The following is a 20,605-nucleotide window of genomic DNA, read 5'->3' as shown; positions in this document are numbered from 1 at the left end:
CGGGGTCGCAGCGTCGCTGCGGCCCCGGCACCCCGTCCCACTCCAGGAGGAGAAACCCCTCATGAACCGTCTCACCGGCAAAGTCGCCGTCGTCACGGGCGCCGGCCGCGGCATCGGTCGCGCGATCGCCGAAGCCCTGCACGAGGAGGGGGCGACGACCGTCGCCACCTCGCGTTCCTCGGCCGACCCCACGTTCGGCCCCATCGCCTACGCGCCGTTGGACGTGGCATCCGAAGACGACTGGCGTCGCGTCATCGGCGACGTGCTCGACGCGCACGGCCACATCGATGTGCTGGTGAACAACGCCGGCATCATCGCCTACGACCCGCTCCACGAACTGTCCATGGACGACTGGCAGAGCGTCGTCGCCACCAATCAGACCGGCGTGTGGCTCGGCATGCGCGAGGTCATCCCGCACATGATCACGCAGGGCGGCGGTTCGATCATCAACATCTCGTCGATCTGGGGCTCGGCCGCCGTCGGCGGCGCGCACGCGTACCACGCGACCAAGGGCGCTGTTCGCAACATGTCCAAGAACGCCGCGATCACCTACGCGACCCAGAACGTCCGCGTGAACTCCCTCCACCCGGGGTTCATCGAGACGCCCCTCACCGACGCACAGGCGGCCGAGGTCAACGCGTACGTCGTCTCGCAGACGCCCATGGGGCGCGCGGGGCAGCCGCGCGAGATCGCGGCCGGCGTCGTGTTCCTCGCCAGTGACGAAGCGAGCTTCGTCACGGGCTCCGAGCTCGTCATCGACGGCGGCTACCTCGCCCAGTGATGCACCCCACAGAACGGATTCGCCATGACTGACATCGACATCGGAACGGCCCCTGCGCCGCCGGGGACGGGCGCGGAGGTCTCCTCGCTCCTGCGACTGGACGGCATCACCAAGACCTTCCCCGGCGTCCGCGCCCTCACCGACGTGCACCTGGACGTGCGCGCCGGCGAGATCCACGCCCTCGTCGGCGAGAACGGCGCCGGAAAGTCCACGCTCATGGCGGTCGCCTCCGGCGCGCTCGCCGCCGACGAGGGATCGGTGTGGATCGCCGGAACCGAGCTGACCTCCGCCGACCCGCAGGAGGCGCGGCGTCTCGGCCTCGGCATCGTGCGTCAGGATCCCGCGCTCCTGCCCGACCTCACCGTCGCCGAGAACATGGCGGTGGGAGTCGGCATCCGCCGGGTCGGTGGACTCGGGCGCGCCGTCGGCTGGGCCGCCGAGCAGCTCGCACCGTGGGCCATGGGCATCGACCCGCGGACCCGCGTCGCCGACCTCTCGGTCGAGCAGCGGTTCGTCGTCGAGATCGCGAAGGCGCTCGCGCTCGACCCGCGCGTGCTCATCCTCGACGAGCCCACCGAGCACCTCAGTCTCGAAGAGGTGCAGAAGCTGTTCGCGCGGGTGCGCGAGGTCGTCGCCGGTGGTGCCGCGGTGGTCTACATCTCGCACCGCATCCCCGAGGTCAAGCAGATCTCCGACCGCATCACGGTGCTCCGCGACGGCAAGGTGCGCGGCACCTTCCCCGCGGCCGACGTGGACGAGGCGCAGATCATCGAACGTGCCATCGGCCGCAAGCTCGAGGCCGTCTTCCCGGAGAAGGGCAGCAGCGCCGGCACCATCCGGGATGCCGATCGGCTCGCGGTCCGCGCGCTGAGCGGCGATCACTTCCACGACGTCTCGCTCACCGTCCGCTCCGGCGAGATCGTCGGTCTCGCCGGTGTCCAGGGGAACGGCCAGGCGGCGCTGATCCGCGCGCTCGCGGGCCTCGAGGCATCCTCCGGCGAAGTGACCGTGGACGGCCGTCGCGTGAGCGGAGGGTCTGCCGGTGCGGCGGCCGCGGGGGTCGTCTACGTGCCCGCCGACCGGCATCGCGAGGGCGTGTTCCTTCCGCTGTCGGTCGCAGAGAACGTGTCGGCCGGCACCCTGCCGGAAGCATCCGCCGCGGGCTTCGTCAGCGACCGGCGGATGGTGGCGCGGGCGAAGGAGATGATCGGACGCCTGTCCATCAAGACGCCGAGCCCCCGCACCGCGGTCTCGTCCCTGTCGGGCGGCAACCAGCAGAAGGTCGTTCTGGCGCGGACACTCCTCGCCCGGCCCCGCGTCCTCCTCGCCGAGGAGCCGACCCAGGGAGTCGATGCCGGGGCCCGCGTCGACATCTACCGGATCCTCCGCGAGGCCGCCGACGAGGGTGCCGCGGTGGTCGTGCTGTCCTCCGACGGTGTCGAGCTGGAGGGACTCTGCGACCGCGTGCTGATCCTCTCGCGCGGCGAGGTCGTGCAGGAGCTCTCCGGGGACGAGGTCACCGAGACCGCGATCGCCCGCGCCGCTCTGACGTCCACGACCGTGCGCGCCCGCGAGGAGACCGACGGCCGTCGGCACCGCCTCCGCGCATGGCTGCGCGGCGACCACGCTCCCGCCGTCGCCCTCGCCGCGGTCTTCGTGGCGCTCGCCATCGCGGTCGCGACCACGAACGGCGCCTACTTCTCGCCGTTCAACCTCAACAACCTGCTCTTCATGATCGCGCCGCTGCTGTTCGTCGGAGCAGCGCAGCAGGTCGTGGTGCTCGGGTCGGGATTCGACCTGTCGGTCGGGCCGCTCATGGGGTTCCTCGTCGTCCTCTCGTCGTTCTGGATCGTCGACGGCGGCAACCTCTACGTCGGCCTCGCCCTCATGGTGGCCGGCGCCATCGGTGTCGGTGTCATCAACGGGCTGCTCGTCACCCGGTTCGCGATCAGTCCGGTCGTCGCGACGCTCGCGATGTTCATGGCGCTGCAGGGCCTGTATCTGCTGCTGCGGTCCACGCCCGGAGGGGTGATCTTCGCCGGGGTCTCCGACATGATCCAGTCCCGCGTCGGCCTGGTGCCGATCGCGACGATCGCGGGCATCGTGGTGCTCGTCCTGCTCGAGATCGCCCTGCGCCGCACGCGCTGGGGAGTGCAGCTGCGGGCCGTGGGGTCGCACGACGCGGCCGCGGCCCGTCTCGGCATCCGCGTCGGATGGGTGCGGTTCCTCTCGTACGTTCTCTGCTCGCTGCTGGTGCTCCCGGCCGCCGTGATCCTCATGGCCCAGATCGGGATCGGCGACGGGCGGCCGTCGTTGTCGTACACGCTGGCATCCGTCACCGTCGTGGTCCTGGCCGGCACGAGCATCTTCGGCGGGCGCGGATCGTTCATCGCGGTCATCGCCGCGGCGTTCCTCGTGCAGCAGATCCTCAACGTCTCGCCGTTCCTCGGGCTGTCGCAGGCCTGGTCGTACTGGCTGCCCGGTCTCGTCACGCTCGCCGCCGCGGGGCTCTACGCCGCGCTGCGCGGGAGCGGCCGACGTCGGCGTCGCCCGCGGGGCGCCGCCATCGCTTCTCCCGGAGGTGTCTCATGACCCAGATCGACGCTCCGCGCTCCGCGCCGGAGACCACGACCACGTCGCTCCCCGTCCCGCCGACCGGTCGCTCGGCCGAGGCGGTCTGGCGCCGGGCGCTCGCGGGCAGTTGGGTGCCGATCACCGTGGCGACCGTGGCGCTGTTCCTCGTGAGCCCGGTCATCGCGCCCGGAAGCCTGGATGCCGCGCCCCTGCTGTCGATGCTGCCGTTCGCGTCCGTGCTCGCCATCGCCGCAGCCGGACAGACGCTCATCGTGCAGCAGCGCGGTCTCGACCTGTCGGTGCCGGGCATGATCGCGCTGGCCGCGGTGCTCGCCACGGCCCTGCCGCAGCAGTACGGCTGGGGCGTGTGGCCGGCGGTCGTGGCGGCGGTGGTGCTGCCGGGCGTCTTCGGGCTGCTCAACGGCGCGATCGTGGCGGGCCTGCGGATCATGCCGCTCGTCGCGACCCTCGGCATGAACGCCGTGCTGCTGGGCACGGTCTTCTCGATCGCGAACGGCACGCCCTCGGGCGCGGCCGACGAGCTGAATCGCTTCGCGCTGGCCCGCACGCTCGGCATCCCGAACACCGCGTTGATCGCGATCGTCGTGATCGCCGTCGCGGCCGTGGTCACGCAGCGCTCGATCATCGGCCGGCGTCTCACGGCGGTCGGGGTCAGCGAACCCGCCGCGGCCGTCGTCGGCGTGCGGGTGCGGGCGTACCAGATCGCGGCGTACGGCTTCGCGGGTCTCTGCTACGGCGCCGCCGGCGTGCTGCTCGCCGGGTACACCAAGACCCCGGCGCTGTTCCTCGGCGACCAGTACCTGCTGCCGACGGTCGCCGCGGTGGTGCTCGGCGGCACGGCGCTCACCGGCGGCATCGCGTCGATCGCCGCCACCGCCGTCGCTGCACTGTTCCTCACGCAGCTCGGTCAGCTGCTTCGGTCGGTCGGCTGGCCCGACGCGCTGCAGCTGCTGACGCAGGCGATCGTGCTCGTGCTGGTCGTGGTCATCCGCGAGTTCGTGCCGGTGCTCGTGCGGCGCAGGGCCGTGCGGCGGATGGCGCGGGAGTCCTGACCCGGTACGGGTGACGGGACGGGGCGGAGGCGTGTCGGGCGCCTCCGCCCTTCCGTGTTCTGTTCGTGCGGGCGGGGCCGTTTCGTCGAGACGGCATCCGCGTGACGACTCCACTGCAGGCTGCAGTGGGGTTGTCAGCGGGATGCAGTCTCGCGGATGCCGGATGCCGGATGCCGGCCGTCAGGCGCTCAGTCGGTACGTCTTCATCTTCCGGTAGACCGTGGCGCGGGAGAGGCCGAGGATCTCGGCGGCGCGCGAGCGGTTGCCGCCGGCCTCCTGCAGTGCGCGCTGGATGGCCTCGAGTTCGGCGCGCTCGATCATCGTCATCGAGCGCGCCCCCCGCACGGACATGGGGAGGTCGGCCGCGCCGATCGCGCCTCTCCGGCCGCTCAGGGCGAGCTGCTCGATGACGTTGCGCAGCTCGACGATGTTGCCGGGCCACGCGTGGGCCTCGAGCGCGGCGAGCGCGTCGCGCGTGGGTTCGAGGTGCGCGGAAGCCGCGGCGTGGTCGGCGAGCGCGCGCCACAGCGGACCCACGTCGCCGGCCCGTTCCCGCAGAGGCGGCACCCAGGTCGTCGGGAAGCCCACGCGCGTCGCGAACGAACCTGCCTCCGCGCGATCGGCGGCCGACAGCGTCAGCAGAACGGCTCCGCGCGACGGCGTCGAATCGATGAGCGACACCATGCCCGAGAGCGACCCGGGTTCGAGGGTCTGGATGCCTTTGACCACCACGGGCGCTCCGGCGGCGAGCCGCTCGGACAGACGCTGGAGCCAGCGCCGCGACCCGAGGACGTGGCGCTCGGCCGCGTCGACGACGGTGGCGGCGCGGGCCGCGCCGGGGCGGTGGGGCAGGCCCAAGGCGAGCGAGGTCTTGCCGGTGCCGGGTTCGCCCGCGATCAGCAGGGGCGTGCGCGCCTCGCGGTGGCGGGCGACGGTCTGCGCGACGGCGAGCCACTCGGTCGACCTCCCCGCGAGCGCCGGGCGCAGCGGACCGAAGCCGCCGTGGGTCACGGGCCGCTCGCCGACGTTCACCACGGCGACGCTGCCCGCTCCGTCCTGCAGGCGGGTGACCTGCACGTCGGCGTAGCCGGACGACAGCTCGACGTTGACGCGACCGCCGCGCGCCTCCTCGGCGCACAGGCGCCGCACGAGCGCCATGTCGGCGGTGGAGAGTCGGGATGCGCGCTGGTTCTGCATCAGCAGCCCGTCGGGGCCGAGCGCCACGACCGGCCCCTGCTGGACGCGGGAGGCGGCGAGGAACGCGGCGAGCATGGTGCGGGCGGCCGGGCGCTCGGCATCCATCACGTGCTGGCCGAGCTGCGTGGCGATCGAGTGGGTGAGGGGGCGGAGGAGTTCGGGGCGTTCGGTGATGTGCGTCGACAGCGTGATCACCGCGAGCAGCCGTCCGGTGAGCGGGTGGCGGACGGGGCTGCCGGTGCACACCGCCGAGCGGTAGAACTCGGCGAAGTGCTCGTTGCCGGTGATCTGCACGCTGCGGCCGGTGGCGGCCACCGTGCCGACGCCGTTCGTGCCGACGGTCTCTTCCGACAGCACGGCTCCGCGCACCGTGCCGAGACGGTCGAGGTGTTCGGCCGCGGCGCGGTCGTGCGTCCAACGCTGCAGGATGCGCCCCTCGGAGTCGGCCAACAACAGGCCGAGGCCCGTGCCGTCGAGTTCGTCGGAGACGCGCGCGAGCGGAGCCTGGAACATCTCCAGGAGGTGGCGATCGAGGAGGTCGACGCCGACCTGCGGGACATCGCGGATGCGATCGGGCGACCCGAGCGCCTCCTTCGACCGCTGCCACGAGGTCACGAGGTCGGGGCGGAGGGCGGCCGTGGCGGACGAGGCGCTGAGGATTTCGTTCTTCGCCTGCTCGATGAGGCGTGCAGAGGCTGTGGTCATCTTCGACTCCTTCGTCGAGGACGGGCTCGCTCGCCCGTCGATGCGGATCAGAGGATCCGGATGCTATGGGCGGGCTGTCGGGTGCGCTGAGAGTACCCCACCCGCGTTCGTGGGGGAATGGGGCTCCGGTCGCTCATACCGCGACCTCGTCGAGGTGCACGAGTCCGCCGTCGGGGGTGACGCGGCGCTCGTACTCGAGCACGGCGAGGCGTCCCGCGAGCTCGATGTGGTGCTCGCTCGTGGCGCGGGCGGCGACGGGGTCGCGGTCGACGGCGGCGGCCCGGACGATCGCGGTCAGCTCGTCGAACGACTGCGCCACGCGGGCGTCGTCGAGGAAGGCGTAGCGCCGGAAGAGGCCGATGCGGGTGTGGACTCCGGCCAGCTGGTCGGAGAGGACGTCGTTGTCGGCTCCGGCCAGCAGGATCCGGTAGAACTGCGACTTGCTCTCTTCCCGGCTCGCGAGCGTGCCGTGCAGGTATTCCGCGGTCATTGCGGCGTGGTGGTCGATGAGGCGGGCGCAGTCGGCGGGGCTCGCGCGCCGCGCGAACAGGGCCGCGGCGAGGCCCTCGAGGGTGGCGCGGACCTCGTACAGCGACTCGATCTCGCGCTTGGTGAGCACCGCGACGATGGGGCCGCGACCCGGGAGCACCGAGATCAGGCTCTCGCTCTCGAGCTGGCGCAGCACCTCGCGGATGACCGTGCGGGAGACGCCGTACGCGGCGCACAGGTCGTTCTCGCGGAGCCGCTCACCGGGCGCGCGGCGCCCCTCGAGGATCTCGTCGCGCAGGAGGAGCAGCACCTGCTGACGCAGGGGAGCGGCGTGCCGTTCGATGACGGGCATGGGGCCACCGGCCTTTCGGAAGCTGTCTCACATCGAGACACTCGCCGGTCCTCGGCGGGTGTCGCTATTACCGTAATACGAGATGACGATTCCGGAAAGGATCAACGATGACCACTCTCGCTCCGCCGTCGCGAACGGCGACCCTGCGCGGGCACTCCGTGCCCCTCGACCTGTTCATCGACGGCGAGTGGCGCGCGGGTGACGGAGACTTCGCCGTCTACGACCCGGCATCCGGAATCGAGATCGCGCGCGTCGCCGACGGCACCGCCGCGGACGGGAAGGCGGCCCTGGATGCCGCGGCCGCCGCGCAAGCCGCGTGGGCCGCCGTCCCCCCGCGCGACCGGGCCGACCTGTTCTCCCGCGCGCACCGGCTGCTCCTCGAGCGGGGGGACGCGATCGCCGAGATCATGACGCTCGAGAGCGGCAAGCCCCTCGCCGAGTCGCGGGCGGAGTTCCAGCTCAGCGCCGACTTCTTCCTCTGGTACACCGAGCAGATCGCGCACCTCCATGGCTCGTTCGCCCACGGATCGCGCGGCGGGTACCGCATCGTCACGACCCACCAGCCGGTGGGTCCGACGCTGCTGATCACGCCGTGGAACTTCCCGCTGCTGATGATCGCGCGCAAGGCCGGTGCGGCGCTCGCCGCCGGGTGCACGACCGTCGTGAAGACCGCGCGCGAGACGCCGCTCACGTGCGCGCTGTTCGTCTCGGTGCTGACCGAGGCCGGCTTCCCGCCCGGGGTCGTCAACCTCGTGCACACGACGTCGTCGTCGACGATCTCGGCCGAAGTGATGGCCGACCCGCGGCTTCGGAAGGTGAGCTTCACCGGCTCGACCGAGGTCGGCTCGACCCTGCTTCGGCAGGCAGCCCCCGGCATCGTCAACGCCTCGATGGAACTCGGCGGCGACGGCCCGTTCGTGGTGCTCGACGACGCCGACGTCGAGGCCGCGGCCGCGCAGGCGATCGTGGCGAAGTTCCGCAACGCCGGGCAGGCGTGCGTCGCCGCGAACCGGATCATCGTGCACGAGAAGGTCGCCGACGCGTTCATCGAACGGTTCGTGGCCCTCGCGAAGGCGCTGCGGGTCGGCAGCGGATTCGAGGCGGGGACCGACGTCGGCCCCATCATCTCGGCCCGCCAGCGCGACGGCGTGGCCGACCTGGTCGCGGAGTTCGAGCGGATCGACGCGACCCTGCTCGCGGGCGGTCGGGCGATCGACGGCGACGGCTACTTCTTCGAACCCACCGTCTTCGAGGTGCACGACCGCGAGAGCGACGTCTGCCACCGCGAGCTGTTCGCCCCGATCGCCGCGATCTACCGCGCAGAGAGCACCGCGGATGCCATCCGCTTCGCCAACGACACCCGGTATGGTCTGGCCGCGTACGTGTTCACGCGCGACCTGTCCCGGGCGTTCGCCGTCGCCGAGCGGCTCGACTTCGGCATGGTGGGCATCAACCGCGGGATCATGGCCGATCCCGCTGCCGCGTTCGGCGGCGTGAAGGCGTCCGGCCTGGGCCGAGAAGGCGGGCAGGACGGCATCTACGAATTCCTCGAGCCGAAGTACCTGGCCGTCACCGTCGACGAAGAAGGAGCCCTCTCGTGAGCGACACCCCCGTCCTGCCCGCGCCCGTGCGCACCGACAACGATCTCGCGCTCGGACTGCTCCGGCAGCCGCGCTCGGTCCTGTTCGGTCCCGGCCAGCGGCGTCAGCTGCCGCACGTGGTCGGCGAGATCGGTCGGCACGCCCTCCTCGTCACCGACGAGCGGATGGCATCCAGTGCCGAGTTCCGCGAGATCGCGGAGGGATTGCGTGCCGCGGGCGTCGAGGTCGAGGTGTTCGACCGCACCGAGCCCGAGCTGCCGCGCGAGAACGTGATGGAGGTCGCCGAGAGCTTCCGCGACCTGCCGATCGACGTCATCGTCGGGATCGGCGGCGGATCGTGTCTCGACCTCGCAAAGGTGTCCGCCGTCGTGCTCGCCAACGGCGGCGACGTGCGCGACTACTACGGCGAGTTCCTCGTCCCGGGGCCCGGCGTCCCGGTCGTGACCGTGCCGACCACGGGCGGGACGGGCGCGGAGGTCACCTGCATCTCCGTCGTCTTCGACGGCGAGCGCGGAATGAAGGTCGGCGTCGCGAGTCCCCACCTCGAGGCCACGGTGGCCGTCATCGATCCCGAGCTGACACTGACCTGCCCGCCCGGGCTCACCGCCGCGACCGGTGCCGACGCCCTCTCGCATCTCGTCGAAGCGTTCACCGGACGTGCGAAGAACCCGACGTCGGAAGAGATCGCGACCAAGCTCTACGCGGGCAAGAACGTCCTCACCGACGTCTACGCGCGACAGGGACTGTCGCTGCTGGGCCGCTCCCTGCCGGCCGTCGCCGCGGATCCGTCCGATCTCTCCGCCCGCACCGACACGATGTTCGCCTCCTACTGCGCGGGCATGGCGATCAACACCGCGGGCACAGCCGGGGCGCACGCCATCCAGTCGCCCATCGGCAACCTCACCCACACGCCCCACGGATTCGGAGTGGCCGCGCTGCTGCCCTGGGTCATGCGGTACAACCTGCCGGCCCGCGTCGCGGAGTTCGCCGAGATCGCGCGCCTCCTCGGTGCGGGGGACGCGTCCGCGAGCGACGAGGTGCAGGCGAGGGACGGCATCCGGGCGGTCGAGCGCCTGCTGGAAGCGGTGGGCGCCCCGACCGACCTCGCCACGCTCGGGCTCTCGCCGGAGGACTTCGGCTTCGTCGCCGACCAGGCGATGCTCGCGACGCGGCTCACCGCGAACAACCCGCGCGAGCTGACCCGGGAGGCCGTGCTCGAGATCCTGCGTCGCGGACATGCCGCCGACCACGACTGGTGGGGCGAGTGAGCACCCGCCCGATCGCCATCGTCGGCTCGGGGGCGATCGGCGTCGCCTTCGCGGTGCTGTTCGCCCGGGCCGGCCGCACGGCCGAGGTCTACGACATCGACGACGCCGCGCTCGACCGGGGTCGCGCCGACATCGACGCGCGGCTGCGCCTTCTCGCCGACGCGGGCCTCCTCGGCGAGGAGCCGCCCGTCGTCGCGGCGCGGATCGGATGGCACACGGATGCCGCGGCGGCCGCGCGCGACGCGGAGCTCGTGCAGGAGTGCGCCCCCGAACGGGCCGACCTCAAGCGCGACGTGCTGGCGCGGTTCGCGGCGGTCGCTCCGCAGGACGCCGTCCTCGCAAGCTCGACGTCGGCGATCGCTCCCTCGGTGCTCGCCGAGGGCCTCGCGCCCGACGTCGCCGCGCGCGTGGTCGTGGGGCATCCAGGCAACCCCCCGTACCTGCTGCCCGTGATCGAGGTCGTCCCCGCCCCCGTCGCGGCATCCGGAACCGTCGATCGGGCCGCCGCGATCTACCGCTCCGTGGGGCTGCGTCCGGTCGTGTTGCGGCGTGAGATCGAGGGCTTCGTGTTCAACCGGCTGCAGGGCGCGCTGCTGCGCGAGGCCTACTGCCTGGTGCGGGACGGGATCGTGGATGCCGCCGACGTCGACGAGGTCGTCCGCAGCGGCCTGGGCCGCCGGTGGAGCATCATCGGCCCGTTCGAGACGAGCGACCTCAACGTGCGCGGCGGCATCACCGCCCACGCCGAGCGGATGGGGGAGTCGTACGCCCGCATGGGCGCCGAGCGCGGACAGCACGACCCGTGGACGCCCGACCTCGTCGCCCGCGTCGCCGCGGAGCGTCGCGCGGCACTGCCCCTCGAGGACTGGGACGCCCGTGTGCGCTGGCGCGACGCCCAGCTCATGGCGCTGACGCCGCTCTGGGACGCGGTGCACTGAGACGGCGGGTTATCCCGCAACTCGCCCCGGAACGCAATCCCTCCGTGCGCAATGCGGCCCGGTGGGAATCTGGTGCCCCGAACACCAGAAAGGACTGGGACGATGTCCGACACCACCGCATCCACCGACCCGTTCGCCGACTCCGCCGGCCCCGAGGGGCACTCGATCACCGATTGGACCGACCTCGGTCGCGAGATGTGGTCGTACCTCACCGGCCGCGGCGCCGCGGTCAACTACTCGTTCGTCGACATGACCGTCGAGGTGCCCCGCGACATCGGCCCCGACGCCCCCCGCGCGACGTGGAAGCTCAACGGCACCCTCCGCGTCACCACGAGCGACGACACCGCGCCGGGCTCCGACCCGTACCGCGGCAACTGAGAGCGGGCGCCGTCATGGTGCGCCTCGACATCGACCTGGCCTTCTCCGAGGAGGAGACGGGGACGGATGCCGCGCTCCCCCCGTTCGAGGGAACGATCACCGCCGCGGGTTCCGAGGTGCGCGTGACCATCAGCGACCCGTCGCGGCTGCCCGGCAACGGTCGCCGAACCCTCGGCGAGCTCTCCACGGTCGCCGACGCGCTCGCCGCGCGCGGAATCTCGGTGCGCGTGGAGGGGCCGGACGGCCCGATTCTGCACCTGGGCGAGGTCAAGAGCAGCTTGCTGCAGCGGGTCGTGACCGGCTCGCCGCACATCCGGCTCGGCTCCGTCGCGGCGTTGGCGCCGTTGCTCACCCGCCGCAACGGGGGCCAGGCGCTCACGTTCCCGGTGCCGCCGGGGACGCCGCTGCCGCTCGTGCCGACCGTCAACCGGTTCGTTCCGCGCCGGATCACGACGACGCACTACACCCCCGGGTCGGGCCGGCCGCGCCTGATCTTCGCCGTCGGCTCGTCATCGTGGGACGGGTCGCGCCCGCGCGAGTTCGACCTGCTCCCGACGAAGACCGTGATCGGGTCCGGCGACGAGGCCGACCTGCGTCTGCCCGGCCTCGCGCCCGTCCACGCCGAGATCCGGCACGAGGGCGACGACGAGTACGTCTTGTACGGATTCGACGTCGTCGGCGGCGGCGGTGCCGCGGTCGAGGGTCGTCGCGGTAACGGCCGCATCCTGCGCACGGGCGCGCGGATCGAGCTCGGCGACTGGCGCCTGGCGTACTTCCGCGCGGAGTGGGCCGATCACGGCCGTCCGTACGGCGGTCGTGTCGGCGGCGAGCTCGCGCGTCAGCGCAAGCAACCGCCGCGGGGAGGCACGGGCCCCCTGGCCGCGGCATCCGACCCCGACTGAGTCGACCCGCGCACGCCGCGCCGGGGCCGCGTCGCCCCGGCCGCGAGACTGCATCCGCGTGACAACCCCACTGCAGGCTGCAATGCAGATGTCACGCGCATGCAGTCTCGGTGTGTGACGCCGTTCGCCGACGCCGGACGCCGTGCCCAGCTGCGGGCGCCCGGCCTCAGGACGTGAAGACGATGGTGTGGTTGCCGCTGCGGATGATGCGGTCCTCGGCGTGCCACAGCACGGCTCGCGAGAGCACCTGACGCTCGACGTCGGCACCGCGGCGCGCGAGCTCGGCGGCCGAGTCGGCGTGGGTGACGCGGATCGTGTCCTGCTCGATGATCGGACCCTCGTCGAGGTCGCCGGTGACGTAGTGCGAGGTCGCGCCGATGAGCTTGACGCCGCGTTCCTTGGCCTTCTTGTACGGCTCCGCGCCGATGAAGGCGGGCAGGAAGGAGTGGTGGATGTTGATCACCGGCACCCCGATCTTCTCGAGGAAGTCGGGCGAGAGGATCTGCATGTACCGCGCGAGCACGACGAAGTCGACGTTGCCGACGAGCAGCTCGAGGATGCGGGCCTCGGATGCCGACTTGTCGGGGCCGGGGGTCGAGGGGACGTGGAAGAACGGCACGCCGAACGAGCGGACGTCCTCCGCCGAGGTCGTGTGGTTGGACACGACCATGGGGATGCTCACGGGCAGGTCGCCGCGGCGGTGGCGCCACAGCAGGTCGAGCAGGCAGTGGTCCTGCTTGGACGCGAGGATCGCCATGCGCTTCGGGGTGGCGAGGTCGGTGAGCTTCCACTCGAGCTCGAACCCGTCGCGGAGCGTGCGGTGGAGATCCGCCTGGATCTCGGGCAGGGATGCCGCGAGGTCGGGGCGGTGGAACACCACGCGCTGGAAGTACGCCCCACCGCGCGTGCCGTCGGAGTACTGGTCGAAGGCGACGATGTTGCCGCCCTGACGGGCGATGAGAGCCGAGACCGCGGCGATGATGCCGGGGGTGTCGCTGCCGTGGACGATGAGGCACGCGTGATCGGGCTGCAGGTGGGGGCTCGCGGAGACCATCGGACCATTCTGCCGTGCCCCGGTGACGGCGATGACCACCGCCTCCGCCCTCAGCCGACTCGCGCGCGGCCGCGCGGACCGCGGTGTCGGCGCCCGCGACTAGCCTGGTGGATGCCGCTGTGTGCGGCATCCCCTCCCCTCTTCTCCCAGGAACCACCGTGATCAGCAGCCTCGAACGCCCCGGCTGGCGGACGTGGACGCTGTGGGGCGTGGGCGTCCTCGCCTACGTCGTGTCGATCGTCAACCGCACGTCGCTGTCGGCGGTGGGCGTGGATGCCGCCACCCGGTTCCAGGCCGACGCGTCGGCGCTGTCGATGTTCGCGGTGATCCAGCTGTTCGTCTACGGCGCGATGCAGATCCCCGTCGGACTGCTGCTCGACCGCTTCGGCGCACGACCGATGATCGCGATCGGCATGCTGCTCATGGCGGCGGGCCAGTTGGTCATGGCGTTCGCGGACGCGGTGGGGATCGGCATCCTCGCCCGCGTCCTCATCGGCGCGGGCGACGCGATGATCTTCCCGAGCGTCCTGCGCGTGATCGCGACGTGGTTCCCGGCGCAACGTGCGCCGGTGCTCGTGCAGCTGACGGGGATCATCGGTCAGCTCGGCCAGATCGTCGCCGTGGTGCCGCTCGCCGCGCTCCTGCACGCGACGAGCTGGAGCGTCGCCTTCGGCAGCGTCGCGGGGCTCGGCGTGCTGTTCGCCGTCCTCACGTACGCGATCATCCGCAACCGTCCGCCCGAACGGCGCGACGATGCGGTCGACACGTCGGTCGACACCCAGACCGGCACGATCCGCGTCGTCACCTCGGCAGCCGATCTGCGGCAGGGTTTCCGGGAGTCGTGGGCGCACCCCGGCACCCGTCTCGGATTCTGGTCGCACTTCGCCACGCCCTTCGCCGGCACGGCGTTCATGCTGCTGTGGGGCTTCCCCTTCCTCACCGCCGGTGAGGGGCTGCCTCCCGCGACCGCGTCCGGCATCATGACGCTCTTCGTGCTGTTCGGCATCGTGAGCGGGCCGGTGATCGGAGCCCTGTCCAGCCGGCATCCGCGTCGCCGGTCGCGCTGGCTCGTGCTGCCCACCGTGGTGTTCCAGGCGCTCGTCTGGATCGTCGTCGCGGCCTGGCCGGGACCGGCGCCCCTGTGGCTGCTGATCGTGCTGATGTTCGCGCTCGCGACCGGTGGCCCGGCGTCGATGATCGCGTTCGACCACGCGCGCACCTTCACGCCCAGCCACCGCCTGAGCACCGCGACCGGCATCGTGAACGGCGGCGGCTTCCTCGCCGCGCTCCTCGCGATCCTCTTCATCGGTATCGCGATGGACGTGCAGGGCGCGGGCACCCCCGACACCTACTCTCTGGATGCCTTCCGCCTGGCGTTCCTCACCCAGGTGCCGCTGTGGCTGCTCGGGGGCATCGCGATCGTCGTCGAGCGCGGTCGCACGATCCGTCACGTCGGCGGGATGCCCCCGCGCTGACCCGCCCGCTCAGCCCTGCCCGGTGAGGCGGCCCCACAGGTCGCCGACGATGGGCGCCAGGTCGGACGCGCGTTCCGCAGACCCGGTGGCCACGGCGACCAGCGGGAACGCCGTCACCGCCAGTGCGACCACCACGGCCGGGACGGTCCACACGATCGCGGTCGCGGTGCGGCGGCGGGTCAGGGCAGCGAGGAGGAGTCCCGCGCAGACGACGACCCCGGCCAGTGCCACGAGGGTCACGCTCGCCGCCGGGAAGGGGACGAGCCCGACCGTGGATGCGGTGGCCCCGGCGAGGAACCCCACGAGCGGCAGGAACAGTCCCGCCGCGATCACGACGACGAGAACGGTCCCGATCCCCGCCGTCACGAGGACTCCGCGTGGTCGGCGGGCGGTCGTGATGCGTCCGGCTCTCATCGTGTCGTCCTCTCGTCCGGGCCCGGGCGATCCGGGGCTTCACGGATAGGACGGTGTGCGCGGGTGCTTCGTCACGCCGCGGTGCGATCCCGCGTGGCTCGGCGCGGCATCCTCGTCCCACTTCATGCGGGTTTCGGCGTGCGGGAGCAGCAAGAAGGGGGACATGATCCGCCAGAAGTGGGACGAGGGGGTGCTGCGTGTTCCGTGGGCAAACGGGGCGAGGCACGCGCGGGCGGCGGATGCCAGACTCGGACCATGAGCACGTCCGGCATCGACATCCGCCCGCTCGACACCCTCGAGGCCATCGTCGCCGGGGCGCAGCTGTTCGACGACGTCTGGGTCGGTGATCGCGCGACGATGCCGGCGAACATCCTGCGGGCGCTCGAGCACTCCGGCAACTACGTCGTCGGCCTGTACGACGGTGACCGGATGATCGGGGCGTCCGCGGCGTTCTTCGGACCGCCAGCGGAGCGCACGATGCACTCCCACATCACCGGCATCCTGCCCGGGTATCAGGGGCGCGGTCTCGGGCGTCAGCTCAAGGTGCACCAGCGCGAGTGGGCGCTCGAGCGCGCGATCGGCCGCATCACCTGGACGTTCGACCCGTTGATCCGCCGCAACGCGCACTTCAACCTCGCCGTCCTCGGCGCGAGCGCCACCGAGTACCTGGTGAACCAGTACGGCGAGATGCCCGACGACGTCAATCGCGGCGATGAGTCCGACCGGCTGATGGTGTCGTGGGCCGTGGCCGAGCCGCCCGCCCCCACGCCCGCCGGCGATGCGGTGCGGGCGGTCGTCGAGATCCCGGATGACATCGAGGCGCTCCGCCGCAGCGACCCGGCCGCAGCCGCCGAGTGGCGGTACCGCGTCCGCGACGAGCTCCGGGGGCACCTGGCATCCGGTCTCCGCATCGGCGGCGTCGACGCCCGCGGGTACCTGCTCGTCTGAGTCAGTCGCCCGAGACGGGCACGTCCTTCTCCGCGGCGGGGTCGCCCTGGCCGGGACCCGGACGAACGGCGGCGTCGTCGCGCACGTCGATGCGGGTGACGCCGTCGTGCTTCGTGACGTCGATGCGCGGGGCCGCGTCGGCCTCCGTCGCCTTCGGAGCGCTCGTCAGCTGATCGTGACGGTTCTCCTCGAAGCTCTTCTCGTCGCTCATCGCGTCACTCCTTTCCGGCCGAACGCCACGCGTCCGACTCCATGTGCGATCCCGCCTGCGGGCCCATCTGCAGCATGCCGCCATCCACGACCCAGCTCGCGCCCGTCACGTACGAGCCCGACGGCGATGCGAGGAACCGGATCACGTCGGCGACCTCGTCCGGCTTGCCTGGGCGACCGAGGGGGATGCCGGGACGGTGGATGCGGTCGGCATCCTCGGCATCCATGTCGTTGATGGGGGTGGCGATCTCGCCCGGCGCGACGGCGTTCGCGGTGATGCCGTACTGCCCGAGCTCGAGCGCCATCGTCTTGATGAGGCCGCCGAGCCCGTGCTTCGCCGCGACGTACGGCGCCGAGCCGACGCGCGGCTGGTGCTCGTGCACGCTGGACACGGCGATGAGTCGCCCGCCGTTCCCGGCCGCGACCATGCGCTTCGCTGCGGTGTGCAGGGCGAGGAACGCGCCGTCGAGGTTCAGGGCGATGTCGGTGCGCCACGTGTCGAGGTCGAGGTCGAGGAAGGGCCCGCCGATGCCACCGCCGGCGTTGTTGACGAAGACGTCGAGGCCGCCGAGCTCATCGGCCATGGCGTTCACCGCACCGGGGACCGAGCCGAAGTCGGTGGCGTCGAACTGCGAGACGACGGCGCGGCCGCCGCGGGCGCGCACGCCCTCGGCCGTCTCCTCGGCGCCGTCCTTGTCGGAGTGGTACGTGATGGCGACGTCGAGGCCGGCCTCGGCGAGCGCGAGCGCGGTGGCCGCGCCGATGCCCGAGTCCGAACCGGTGACGATCGCGTGGCGGGGAGTGAAGTCGCTCATGCCCGCGACGCTACGCGGCGGGTTCGGCCCCGACACCGGCCTTGCCACGCCGCGTGCGAGGGGTTACGGCGGGCAGGACTCCGGCAGAACCGGCGGTGCCGCGGCATCCGGGTCTCGTCGAGGACGGCTGCGGTCGCCCGATACCCTGCCCTCATGCCGCCCCGCACCCCCGCCACCCCCGTCGCCCTGGATGCCGTGGAGCTTCGCGTCCTGCAGATCCCGCTGGTGTCGCCGTTCACGACGTCCTTCGGCACCGAGACGGTGCGCGAGGTCATCGTCGTCACCGCCGAGACACCCGACGGGCGCGGGTGGGGCGAGGTGGTCACGCAGGCCGAGCCGTCGTACTCCAGCGAGTACACGCAGGGCGCGTGGGATGTCCTGACCCGCTTCCTCGCGCCGGCCCTGCTCGAGCGCCGCACGGTCGCGCCGGAGGAGGTCGCCGGCATCCTGGCCCCGGTCGTCGGTCATCGCATGGCCAAGGCCGGACTCGAGCTCGCCGTGATCGACGTGGCGCTCCGCGCCGAGGGCCGGAGCTTCGGCGCGTACCTCGGCGCCGAGAAGGACCGCGTGCCCTCGGGCGTCTCAGTCGGCATCCAGCGCGATCCCGCCGCGCTCGTCCACACCGTCGGCGGGTACCTCGACGAGGGCTACGTCCGCATCAAGATCAAGATCAAGCCCGGACGCGACATCGACGACACCGCCGCCGTGCGGGCGACGTTTGGCGGCATTCCTCTTCAGGTGGATGCCAACTCCGCCTACACCCTCGCGGATGCCGACACGCTCCAGGGCCTCGACGCCTTCGACCTCCTCCTCATCGAGCAGCCGCTGCAGGAGGACGACCTCGTCGACCACGCGACCCTCGCCCGGCGCCTGACCACACCGGTGTGCCTGGACGAGTCGATCGTGTCGGACAAGGCCGCGGCCGACGCACTGCAGCTCGGTGCCGCGGCGATCATCAACATCAAGGCCGGCCGCGTCGGCGGCTACCTCGAAGCCCTCGCGATCCACGACCGGTGCCGCGCCGCCGGGGTCCCCGTGTGGTGCGGCGGCATGCTCGAGACGGGCATCGGGCGGGCCGCCAACGCGGCGCTCGCGGCTCTCCCCGGGTTCCTGCTGCCCGGTGACATCTCGGCATCCGCCCGCTTCTACGACCGTGACATCGTCACCGAGCCCGCGGTGATCGAGGACGGGCACGTGCGCGTCCCGACGGGGCCGGGGCTCGGCGTCGAGATCGACGAGGCGGCGCTCGAGGAGTTCACCGTGCACCGCGAGCGGATCACCCGATGAGCAGCGCGCGGTCGGGACTCTCGGAGACCGACCGCGACGACGTGCCCTGTGGGCGGGCGCCCGTCGCGAGCATCCCGATCCCGCCCTTCGCGGATGCCGCGGAGCACCGCACCTACCTTCGTGCCCTCCAGACGTTCCTGCTGCTGCTCGACCGGGGCGAGCCGTCGGCCGCGACGATCGCGCTGGCCGCCGCGCTCGAAGCGGAGCTCCCGCGGATCTCGGGCGAGGCTCCGACGCACCTGTCGCCGCTGGCGCTGCGGGTCAGCCTGTCGACCTTCTTCCCGGCCCCGTGGACGCCCGAGGCGCTCGCGTCGGCGCTCGACGGCTTCGGCTACGGCGTGCCCGTCCGTGGTCGGGGTGGGTGGTCCTGGGGCGGGGATCCCGACTACGCCGCGCGGCCCGCGCGGCAGGGGTGGGAGATCGAGCGGCACGAGCGCGGCTCGTTCAGCCACGCGATGCTCGCGCACGAGGGCGATCTCGTGCTGCTGTGGATGGACATGTTCCGCAACCGCTTCCCGTATCCGATCGCGCACGTCGTCGACCCCGCAGCGCCGGCGCTCGGCTCCCTCTCGGACGCCGCCCGCGCCACCCTGGCCGCCCACGCCACGAACGTCGCGATGCCCTATCTGCAGAACTGGATCCGCGAGCGCGACGACGCCCGAGACGGCGGGCCCGGCGCGGCGGGATCGCTTCGATAAACTGGATGCCGCGCACTCGCGCTCGCACCCACAGCTTTCCCGACCATTGGAGCCACCGTGGCCGAACAGTCCCGCCTCGACAAGGTCATCTCGCTCGCTCGCCACCGCGGGTTCGTGTTCCAGGCCGGTGAGATCTACGGCGGTTCGCGTTCGGCGTGGGACTACGGCCCCCTCGGCACCGAGCTGAAGGAGAACATCCGTCGCCAGTGGTGGCAGACGTTCGTGCGCGGCCGCGGCGACATGGTGGGCCTCGACTCGAGCATCATCCTGCCCAAGCGCGTCTGGGAGGCGTCGGGCCACGTCGCGACCTTCACCGACCCGCTGGTCGAGTGCCTGCACTGCCACAAGCGCTTCCGCTCCGACAACCTCATCGAGGACTTCGAGGCCCGCAAGGGCCGCAAGGCGGAGAACGGCCTCGCCGACATCCCGTGCCCCAACTGCGGTACGAAGGGGCAGTACACCGAGCCGAAGGCGTTCTCGGGTCTCGTGAAGACGTACCTCGGCGTCGTCGACGACGAGTCGGGCCTGTACTTCCTGCGTCCCGAGACCGCGCAGGGCATCTTCGTGAACTTCTCCAACGTGCTCACGGCATCCCGTCGCAAGCCCCCGTTCGGCGTCGGCCAGGTGGGCAAGGCGTTCCGCAACGAGATCACCCCCGGCAACTTCATCTTCCGCACGCGCGAGTTCGAGCAGATGGAGATCGAGTACTTCACGCCCCCGGCCGAGGCGCAGGAGTGGTTCGAGCACTGGGTCGAGGCGTGCTGGAACTGGTTCGTCGACCTGGGGATCGACCCCGAGAACATGAAGCGGTTCGACGTCCCCGAAGACGACCGCGCGCACTACTCCGCCGGCACGATCGACGTCGAGTACCGCTTCGGCTTCCCGGGCAAGGAGTGGGGCGAGCTCATGGGCGTCGCGAACCGCACCGATTACGACCTGAAGAGCCACTCGGATGCCTCGGGCTCGAGCCTCACGTACTTCGACCAGGCCTCGGGTGAGAAGTACACCCCGTACGTCATCGAGCCGTCGTTCGGTCTGACGCGCGCGATGATGGCGTTCCTCGTCGACGCGTACCGCGAGGAAGAGGTGCCCAACGCGAAGGGCGGCACCGACACCCGCACGGTGCTGAAGCTCGACCCGCGCCTCGCGCCCGTGAAGGCCGCCGTCCTCCCCCTGTCGCGCAACGAGCGTCTGTCGCCGCTGGCGCGCGAGGTCGCCGACACTCTGCGCGCGGCCGGCTGGAACGTCGACTTCGACGACGCCGGGGCGATCGGCCGCCGCTACCGCCGTCAGGACGAGATCGGCACGCCGTACTGCGTCACGATCGACTTCGACTCGCTCGACGACAACGCCGTGACCGTCCGCGACCGCGACACGATGGGCCAGGAGCGCATCCCGCTCGACGGCCTGCACGCCTACCTCTCCGAGCGCCTGCGCGGCGCCTGA

Annotated in this window: 19 protein-coding genes; 13 read left to right on the top strand and 6 right to left on the bottom strand. The window is 71.8% G+C overall.

What is annotated here, in order from left to right:
- Positions 1–61: 61 nt before the first annotated feature.
- From QM517_RS09670 to QM517_RS09660, 3 genes are read left to right on the top strand one after another with little or no spacing between them, the layout of a single operon-like run.
- Complete coding sequence (locus tag QM517_RS09670; RefSeq protein WP_283287017.1) at positions 62–781, top strand: SDR family NAD(P)-dependent oxidoreductase; 720 nt, start codon at positions 62–64, stop codon at positions 779–781.
- A 24-nt stretch (positions 782–805) separates the two neighbouring features.
- Positions 806–3,373: an ATP-binding cassette domain-containing protein gene (locus tag QM517_RS09665; RefSeq protein ID WP_283287015.1), complete on the top strand. Its 2,568-nt coding sequence runs from the start codon at positions 806–808 to the stop codon at positions 3,371–3,373.
- The gene (locus QM517_RS09660) at positions 3,370–4,428 is read left to right on the top strand and encodes an ABC transporter permease (RefSeq protein WP_283287013.1); all 1,059 of its coding nucleotides are present in this window, start codon (positions 3,370–3,372) and stop codon (positions 4,426–4,428) included. Before QM517_RS09665 ends, QM517_RS09660 begins: the two co-directional genes overlap by 4 nt.
- A 180-nt stretch (positions 4,429–4,608) precedes the next feature.
- Here the strand turns inward: QM517_RS09660 and QM517_RS09655 are convergent, their stop codons facing one another.
- Entirely contained in the window at positions 4,609–6,330 is a 1,722-nt protein-coding gene (locus tag QM517_RS09655; protein ID WP_283287011.1) for a sigma-54-dependent Fis family transcriptional regulator, read from the bottom strand.
- Positions 6,331–6,463: 133 nt separating this feature from the next.
- Positions 6,464–7,171 carry a GntR family transcriptional regulator gene (locus tag QM517_RS09650; RefSeq protein ID WP_283287009.1) on the bottom strand — a complete coding sequence of 236 codons (708 nt, stop codon included), beginning with the start codon at positions 7,169–7,171 and terminating at the stop codon, positions 6,464–6,466.
- A 107-nt stretch (positions 7,172–7,278) separates the two neighbouring features.
- On the opposite strand from QM517_RS09650, the gene QM517_RS09645 reads away from it, so the two are divergent.
- From QM517_RS09645 to QM517_RS09625, 5 genes are all read left to right on the top strand, one after another.
- Positions 7,279–8,772 (top strand): NAD-dependent succinate-semialdehyde dehydrogenase, encoded by a 1,494-nt coding sequence (locus QM517_RS09645; RefSeq protein WP_283287007.1) that lies wholly within the window; start codon positions 7,279–7,281, stop codon positions 8,770–8,772.
- Positions 8,769–10,040: an iron-containing alcohol dehydrogenase gene (locus QM517_RS09640; RefSeq protein WP_283287005.1), complete on the top strand. Its 1,272-nt coding sequence runs from the start codon at positions 8,769–8,771 to the stop codon at positions 10,038–10,040. The genes QM517_RS09645 and QM517_RS09640 overlap by 4 nt, the downstream gene beginning before the upstream one ends.
- Positions 10,037–10,978, top strand: a complete 942-nt coding sequence (locus QM517_RS09635) for a 3-hydroxyacyl-CoA dehydrogenase (RefSeq protein ID WP_283287003.1) — start codon at positions 10,037–10,039, stop codon at positions 10,976–10,978. The genes QM517_RS09640 and QM517_RS09635 overlap by 4 nt, the downstream gene beginning before the upstream one ends.
- Before the next feature lie 102 nt (positions 10,979–11,080).
- On the top strand, positions 11,081–11,356 hold the full coding sequence (locus QM517_RS09630; RefSeq protein WP_077051292.1) for a hypothetical protein: 276 nt from the start codon (positions 11,081–11,083) through the stop codon (positions 11,354–11,356).
- Between the two features lie 14 nt (positions 11,357–11,370).
- On the top strand, positions 11,371–12,258 hold the full coding sequence (locus tag QM517_RS09625) for an FHA domain-containing protein (protein ID WP_283287001.1): 888 nt from the start codon (positions 11,371–11,373) through the stop codon (positions 12,256–12,258).
- Positions 12,259–12,424: 166 nt separating this feature from the next.
- Here QM517_RS09625 and purU read toward each other — a convergent pair whose 3' ends face one another.
- A complete protein-coding gene (purU, locus tag QM517_RS09620) occupies positions 12,425–13,312 on the bottom strand; it encodes a formyltetrahydrofolate deformylase (protein WP_077051419.1) in 888 nt (295 codons plus the stop codon).
- 158 nt (positions 13,313–13,470) lie between these two features.
- On the opposite strand from purU, the gene QM517_RS09615 reads away from it, so the two are divergent.
- The gene (locus QM517_RS09615; protein WP_278102925.1) at positions 13,471–14,787 is read left to right on the top strand and encodes an MFS transporter; all 1,317 of its coding nucleotides are present in this window, start codon (positions 13,471–13,473) and stop codon (positions 14,785–14,787) included.
- A gap of 9 nt (positions 14,788–14,796) precedes the next feature.
- Here QM517_RS09615 and QM517_RS09610 read toward each other — a convergent pair whose 3' ends face one another.
- Positions 14,797–15,201 carry a hypothetical protein gene (locus tag QM517_RS09610; protein ID WP_283286998.1) on the bottom strand — a complete coding sequence of 135 codons (405 nt, stop codon included), beginning with the start codon at positions 15,199–15,201 and terminating at the stop codon, positions 14,797–14,799.
- A gap of 255 nt (positions 15,202–15,456) precedes the next feature.
- Between QM517_RS09610 and QM517_RS09605 the strand changes: the two genes are divergently transcribed.
- The gene (locus tag QM517_RS09605) at positions 15,457–16,149 is read left to right on the top strand and encodes a GNAT family N-acetyltransferase (RefSeq protein WP_283286996.1); all 693 of its coding nucleotides are present in this window, start codon (positions 15,457–15,459) and stop codon (positions 16,147–16,149) included.
- A gap of 1 nt (position 16,150) precedes the next feature.
- Here the strand turns inward: QM517_RS09605 and QM517_RS09600 are convergent, their stop codons facing one another.
- Both QM517_RS09600 and QM517_RS09595 read right to left on the bottom strand, forming a co-directional pair.
- Entirely contained in the window at positions 16,151–16,360 is a 210-nt protein-coding gene (locus tag QM517_RS09600; protein WP_077051299.1) for a multidrug transporter, read from the bottom strand.
- A 4-nt stretch (positions 16,361–16,364) separates the two neighbouring features.
- Positions 16,365–17,174, bottom strand: a complete 810-nt coding sequence (locus QM517_RS09595) for an SDR family oxidoreductase (protein ID WP_283286993.1) — start codon at positions 17,172–17,174, stop codon at positions 16,365–16,367.
- 153 nt (positions 17,175–17,327) lie between these two features.
- On the opposite strand from QM517_RS09595, the gene menC reads away from it, so the two are divergent.
- The 3 genes from menC to QM517_RS09580 are packed head-to-tail and all read left to right on the top strand — an operon-like array spanning position 17,328 to position 20,605.
- A complete protein-coding gene (gene menC, locus QM517_RS09590; RefSeq protein ID WP_283286991.1) occupies positions 17,328–18,461 on the top strand; it encodes an o-succinylbenzoate synthase in 1,134 nt (377 codons plus the stop codon).
- A complete protein-coding gene (locus tag QM517_RS09585) occupies positions 18,458–19,159 on the top strand; it encodes a hypothetical protein (RefSeq protein WP_283286989.1) in 702 nt (233 codons plus the stop codon). Before menC ends, QM517_RS09585 begins: the two co-directional genes overlap by 4 nt.
- A gap of 57 nt (positions 19,160–19,216) precedes the next feature.
- A complete protein-coding gene (locus tag QM517_RS09580) occupies positions 19,217–20,605 on the top strand; it encodes a glycine--tRNA ligase (RefSeq protein WP_077051303.1) in 1,389 nt (462 codons plus the stop codon).

This window comes from Microbacterium sp. IEGM 1404, assembly GCF_030056775.1.
Taxonomy (GTDB): Bacteria; Actinomycetota; Actinomycetes; order Actinomycetales; family Microbacteriaceae; genus Microbacterium.
This window is presented reverse-complemented; position numbering and strand designations above follow the sequence as displayed.

What these genes read in the sequence shown, in the direction of transcription:
- QM517_RS09610 (WP_283286998.1), bottom strand. Translation starts at nt 15,201, where the DNA reads ATGAGAGCCGGACGCATCACGACCGCCCGCCGACCACGCGGAGTCCTC.
- QM517_RS09585 (WP_283286989.1), top strand. Translation starts at nt 18,458, where the DNA reads ATGAGCAGCGCGCGGTCGGGACTCTCGGAGACCGACCGCGACGACGTG.
- menC (WP_283286991.1), top strand. Translation starts at nt 17,328, where the DNA reads ATGCCGCCCCGCACCCCCGCCACCCCCGTCGCCCTGGATGCCGTGGAG.
- QM517_RS09655 (WP_283287011.1), bottom strand. Translation starts at nt 6,330, where the DNA reads ATGACCACAGCCTCTGCACGCCTCATCGAGCAGGCGAAGAACGAAATC.
- QM517_RS09595 (WP_283286993.1), bottom strand. Translation starts at nt 17,174, where the DNA reads ATGAGCGACTTCACTCCCCGCCACGCGATCGTCACCGGTTCGGACTCG.
- purU (WP_077051419.1), bottom strand. Translation starts at nt 13,312, where the DNA reads ATGGTCTCCGCGAGCCCCCACCTGCAGCCCGATCACGCGTGCCTCATC.
- QM517_RS09660 (WP_283287013.1), top strand. Translation starts at nt 3,370, where the DNA reads ATGACCCAGATCGACGCTCCGCGCTCCGCGCCGGAGACCACGACCACG.
- QM517_RS09600 (WP_077051299.1), bottom strand. Translation starts at nt 16,360, where the DNA reads ATGAGCGACGAGAAGAGCTTCGAGGAGAACCGTCACGATCAGCTGACG.
- QM517_RS09670 (WP_283287017.1), top strand. Translation starts at nt 62, where the DNA reads ATGAACCGTCTCACCGGCAAAGTCGCCGTCGTCACGGGCGCCGGCCGC.
- QM517_RS09650 (WP_283287009.1), bottom strand. Translation starts at nt 7,171, where the DNA reads ATGCCCGTCATCGAACGGCACGCCGCTCCCCTGCGTCAGCAGGTGCTG.
- QM517_RS09630 (WP_077051292.1), top strand. Translation starts at nt 11,081, where the DNA reads ATGTCCGACACCACCGCATCCACCGACCCGTTCGCCGACTCCGCCGGC.
- QM517_RS09625 (WP_283287001.1), top strand. Translation starts at nt 11,371, where the DNA reads ATGGTGCGCCTCGACATCGACCTGGCCTTCTCCGAGGAGGAGACGGGG.
- QM517_RS09645 (WP_283287007.1), top strand. Translation starts at nt 7,279, where the DNA reads ATGACCACTCTCGCTCCGCCGTCGCGAACGGCGACCCTGCGCGGGCAC.
- QM517_RS09605 (WP_283286996.1), top strand. Translation starts at nt 15,457, where the DNA reads ATGAGCACGTCCGGCATCGACATCCGCCCGCTCGACACCCTCGAGGCC.
- QM517_RS09665 (WP_283287015.1), top strand. Translation starts at nt 806, where the DNA reads ATGACTGACATCGACATCGGAACGGCCCCTGCGCCGCCGGGGACGGGC.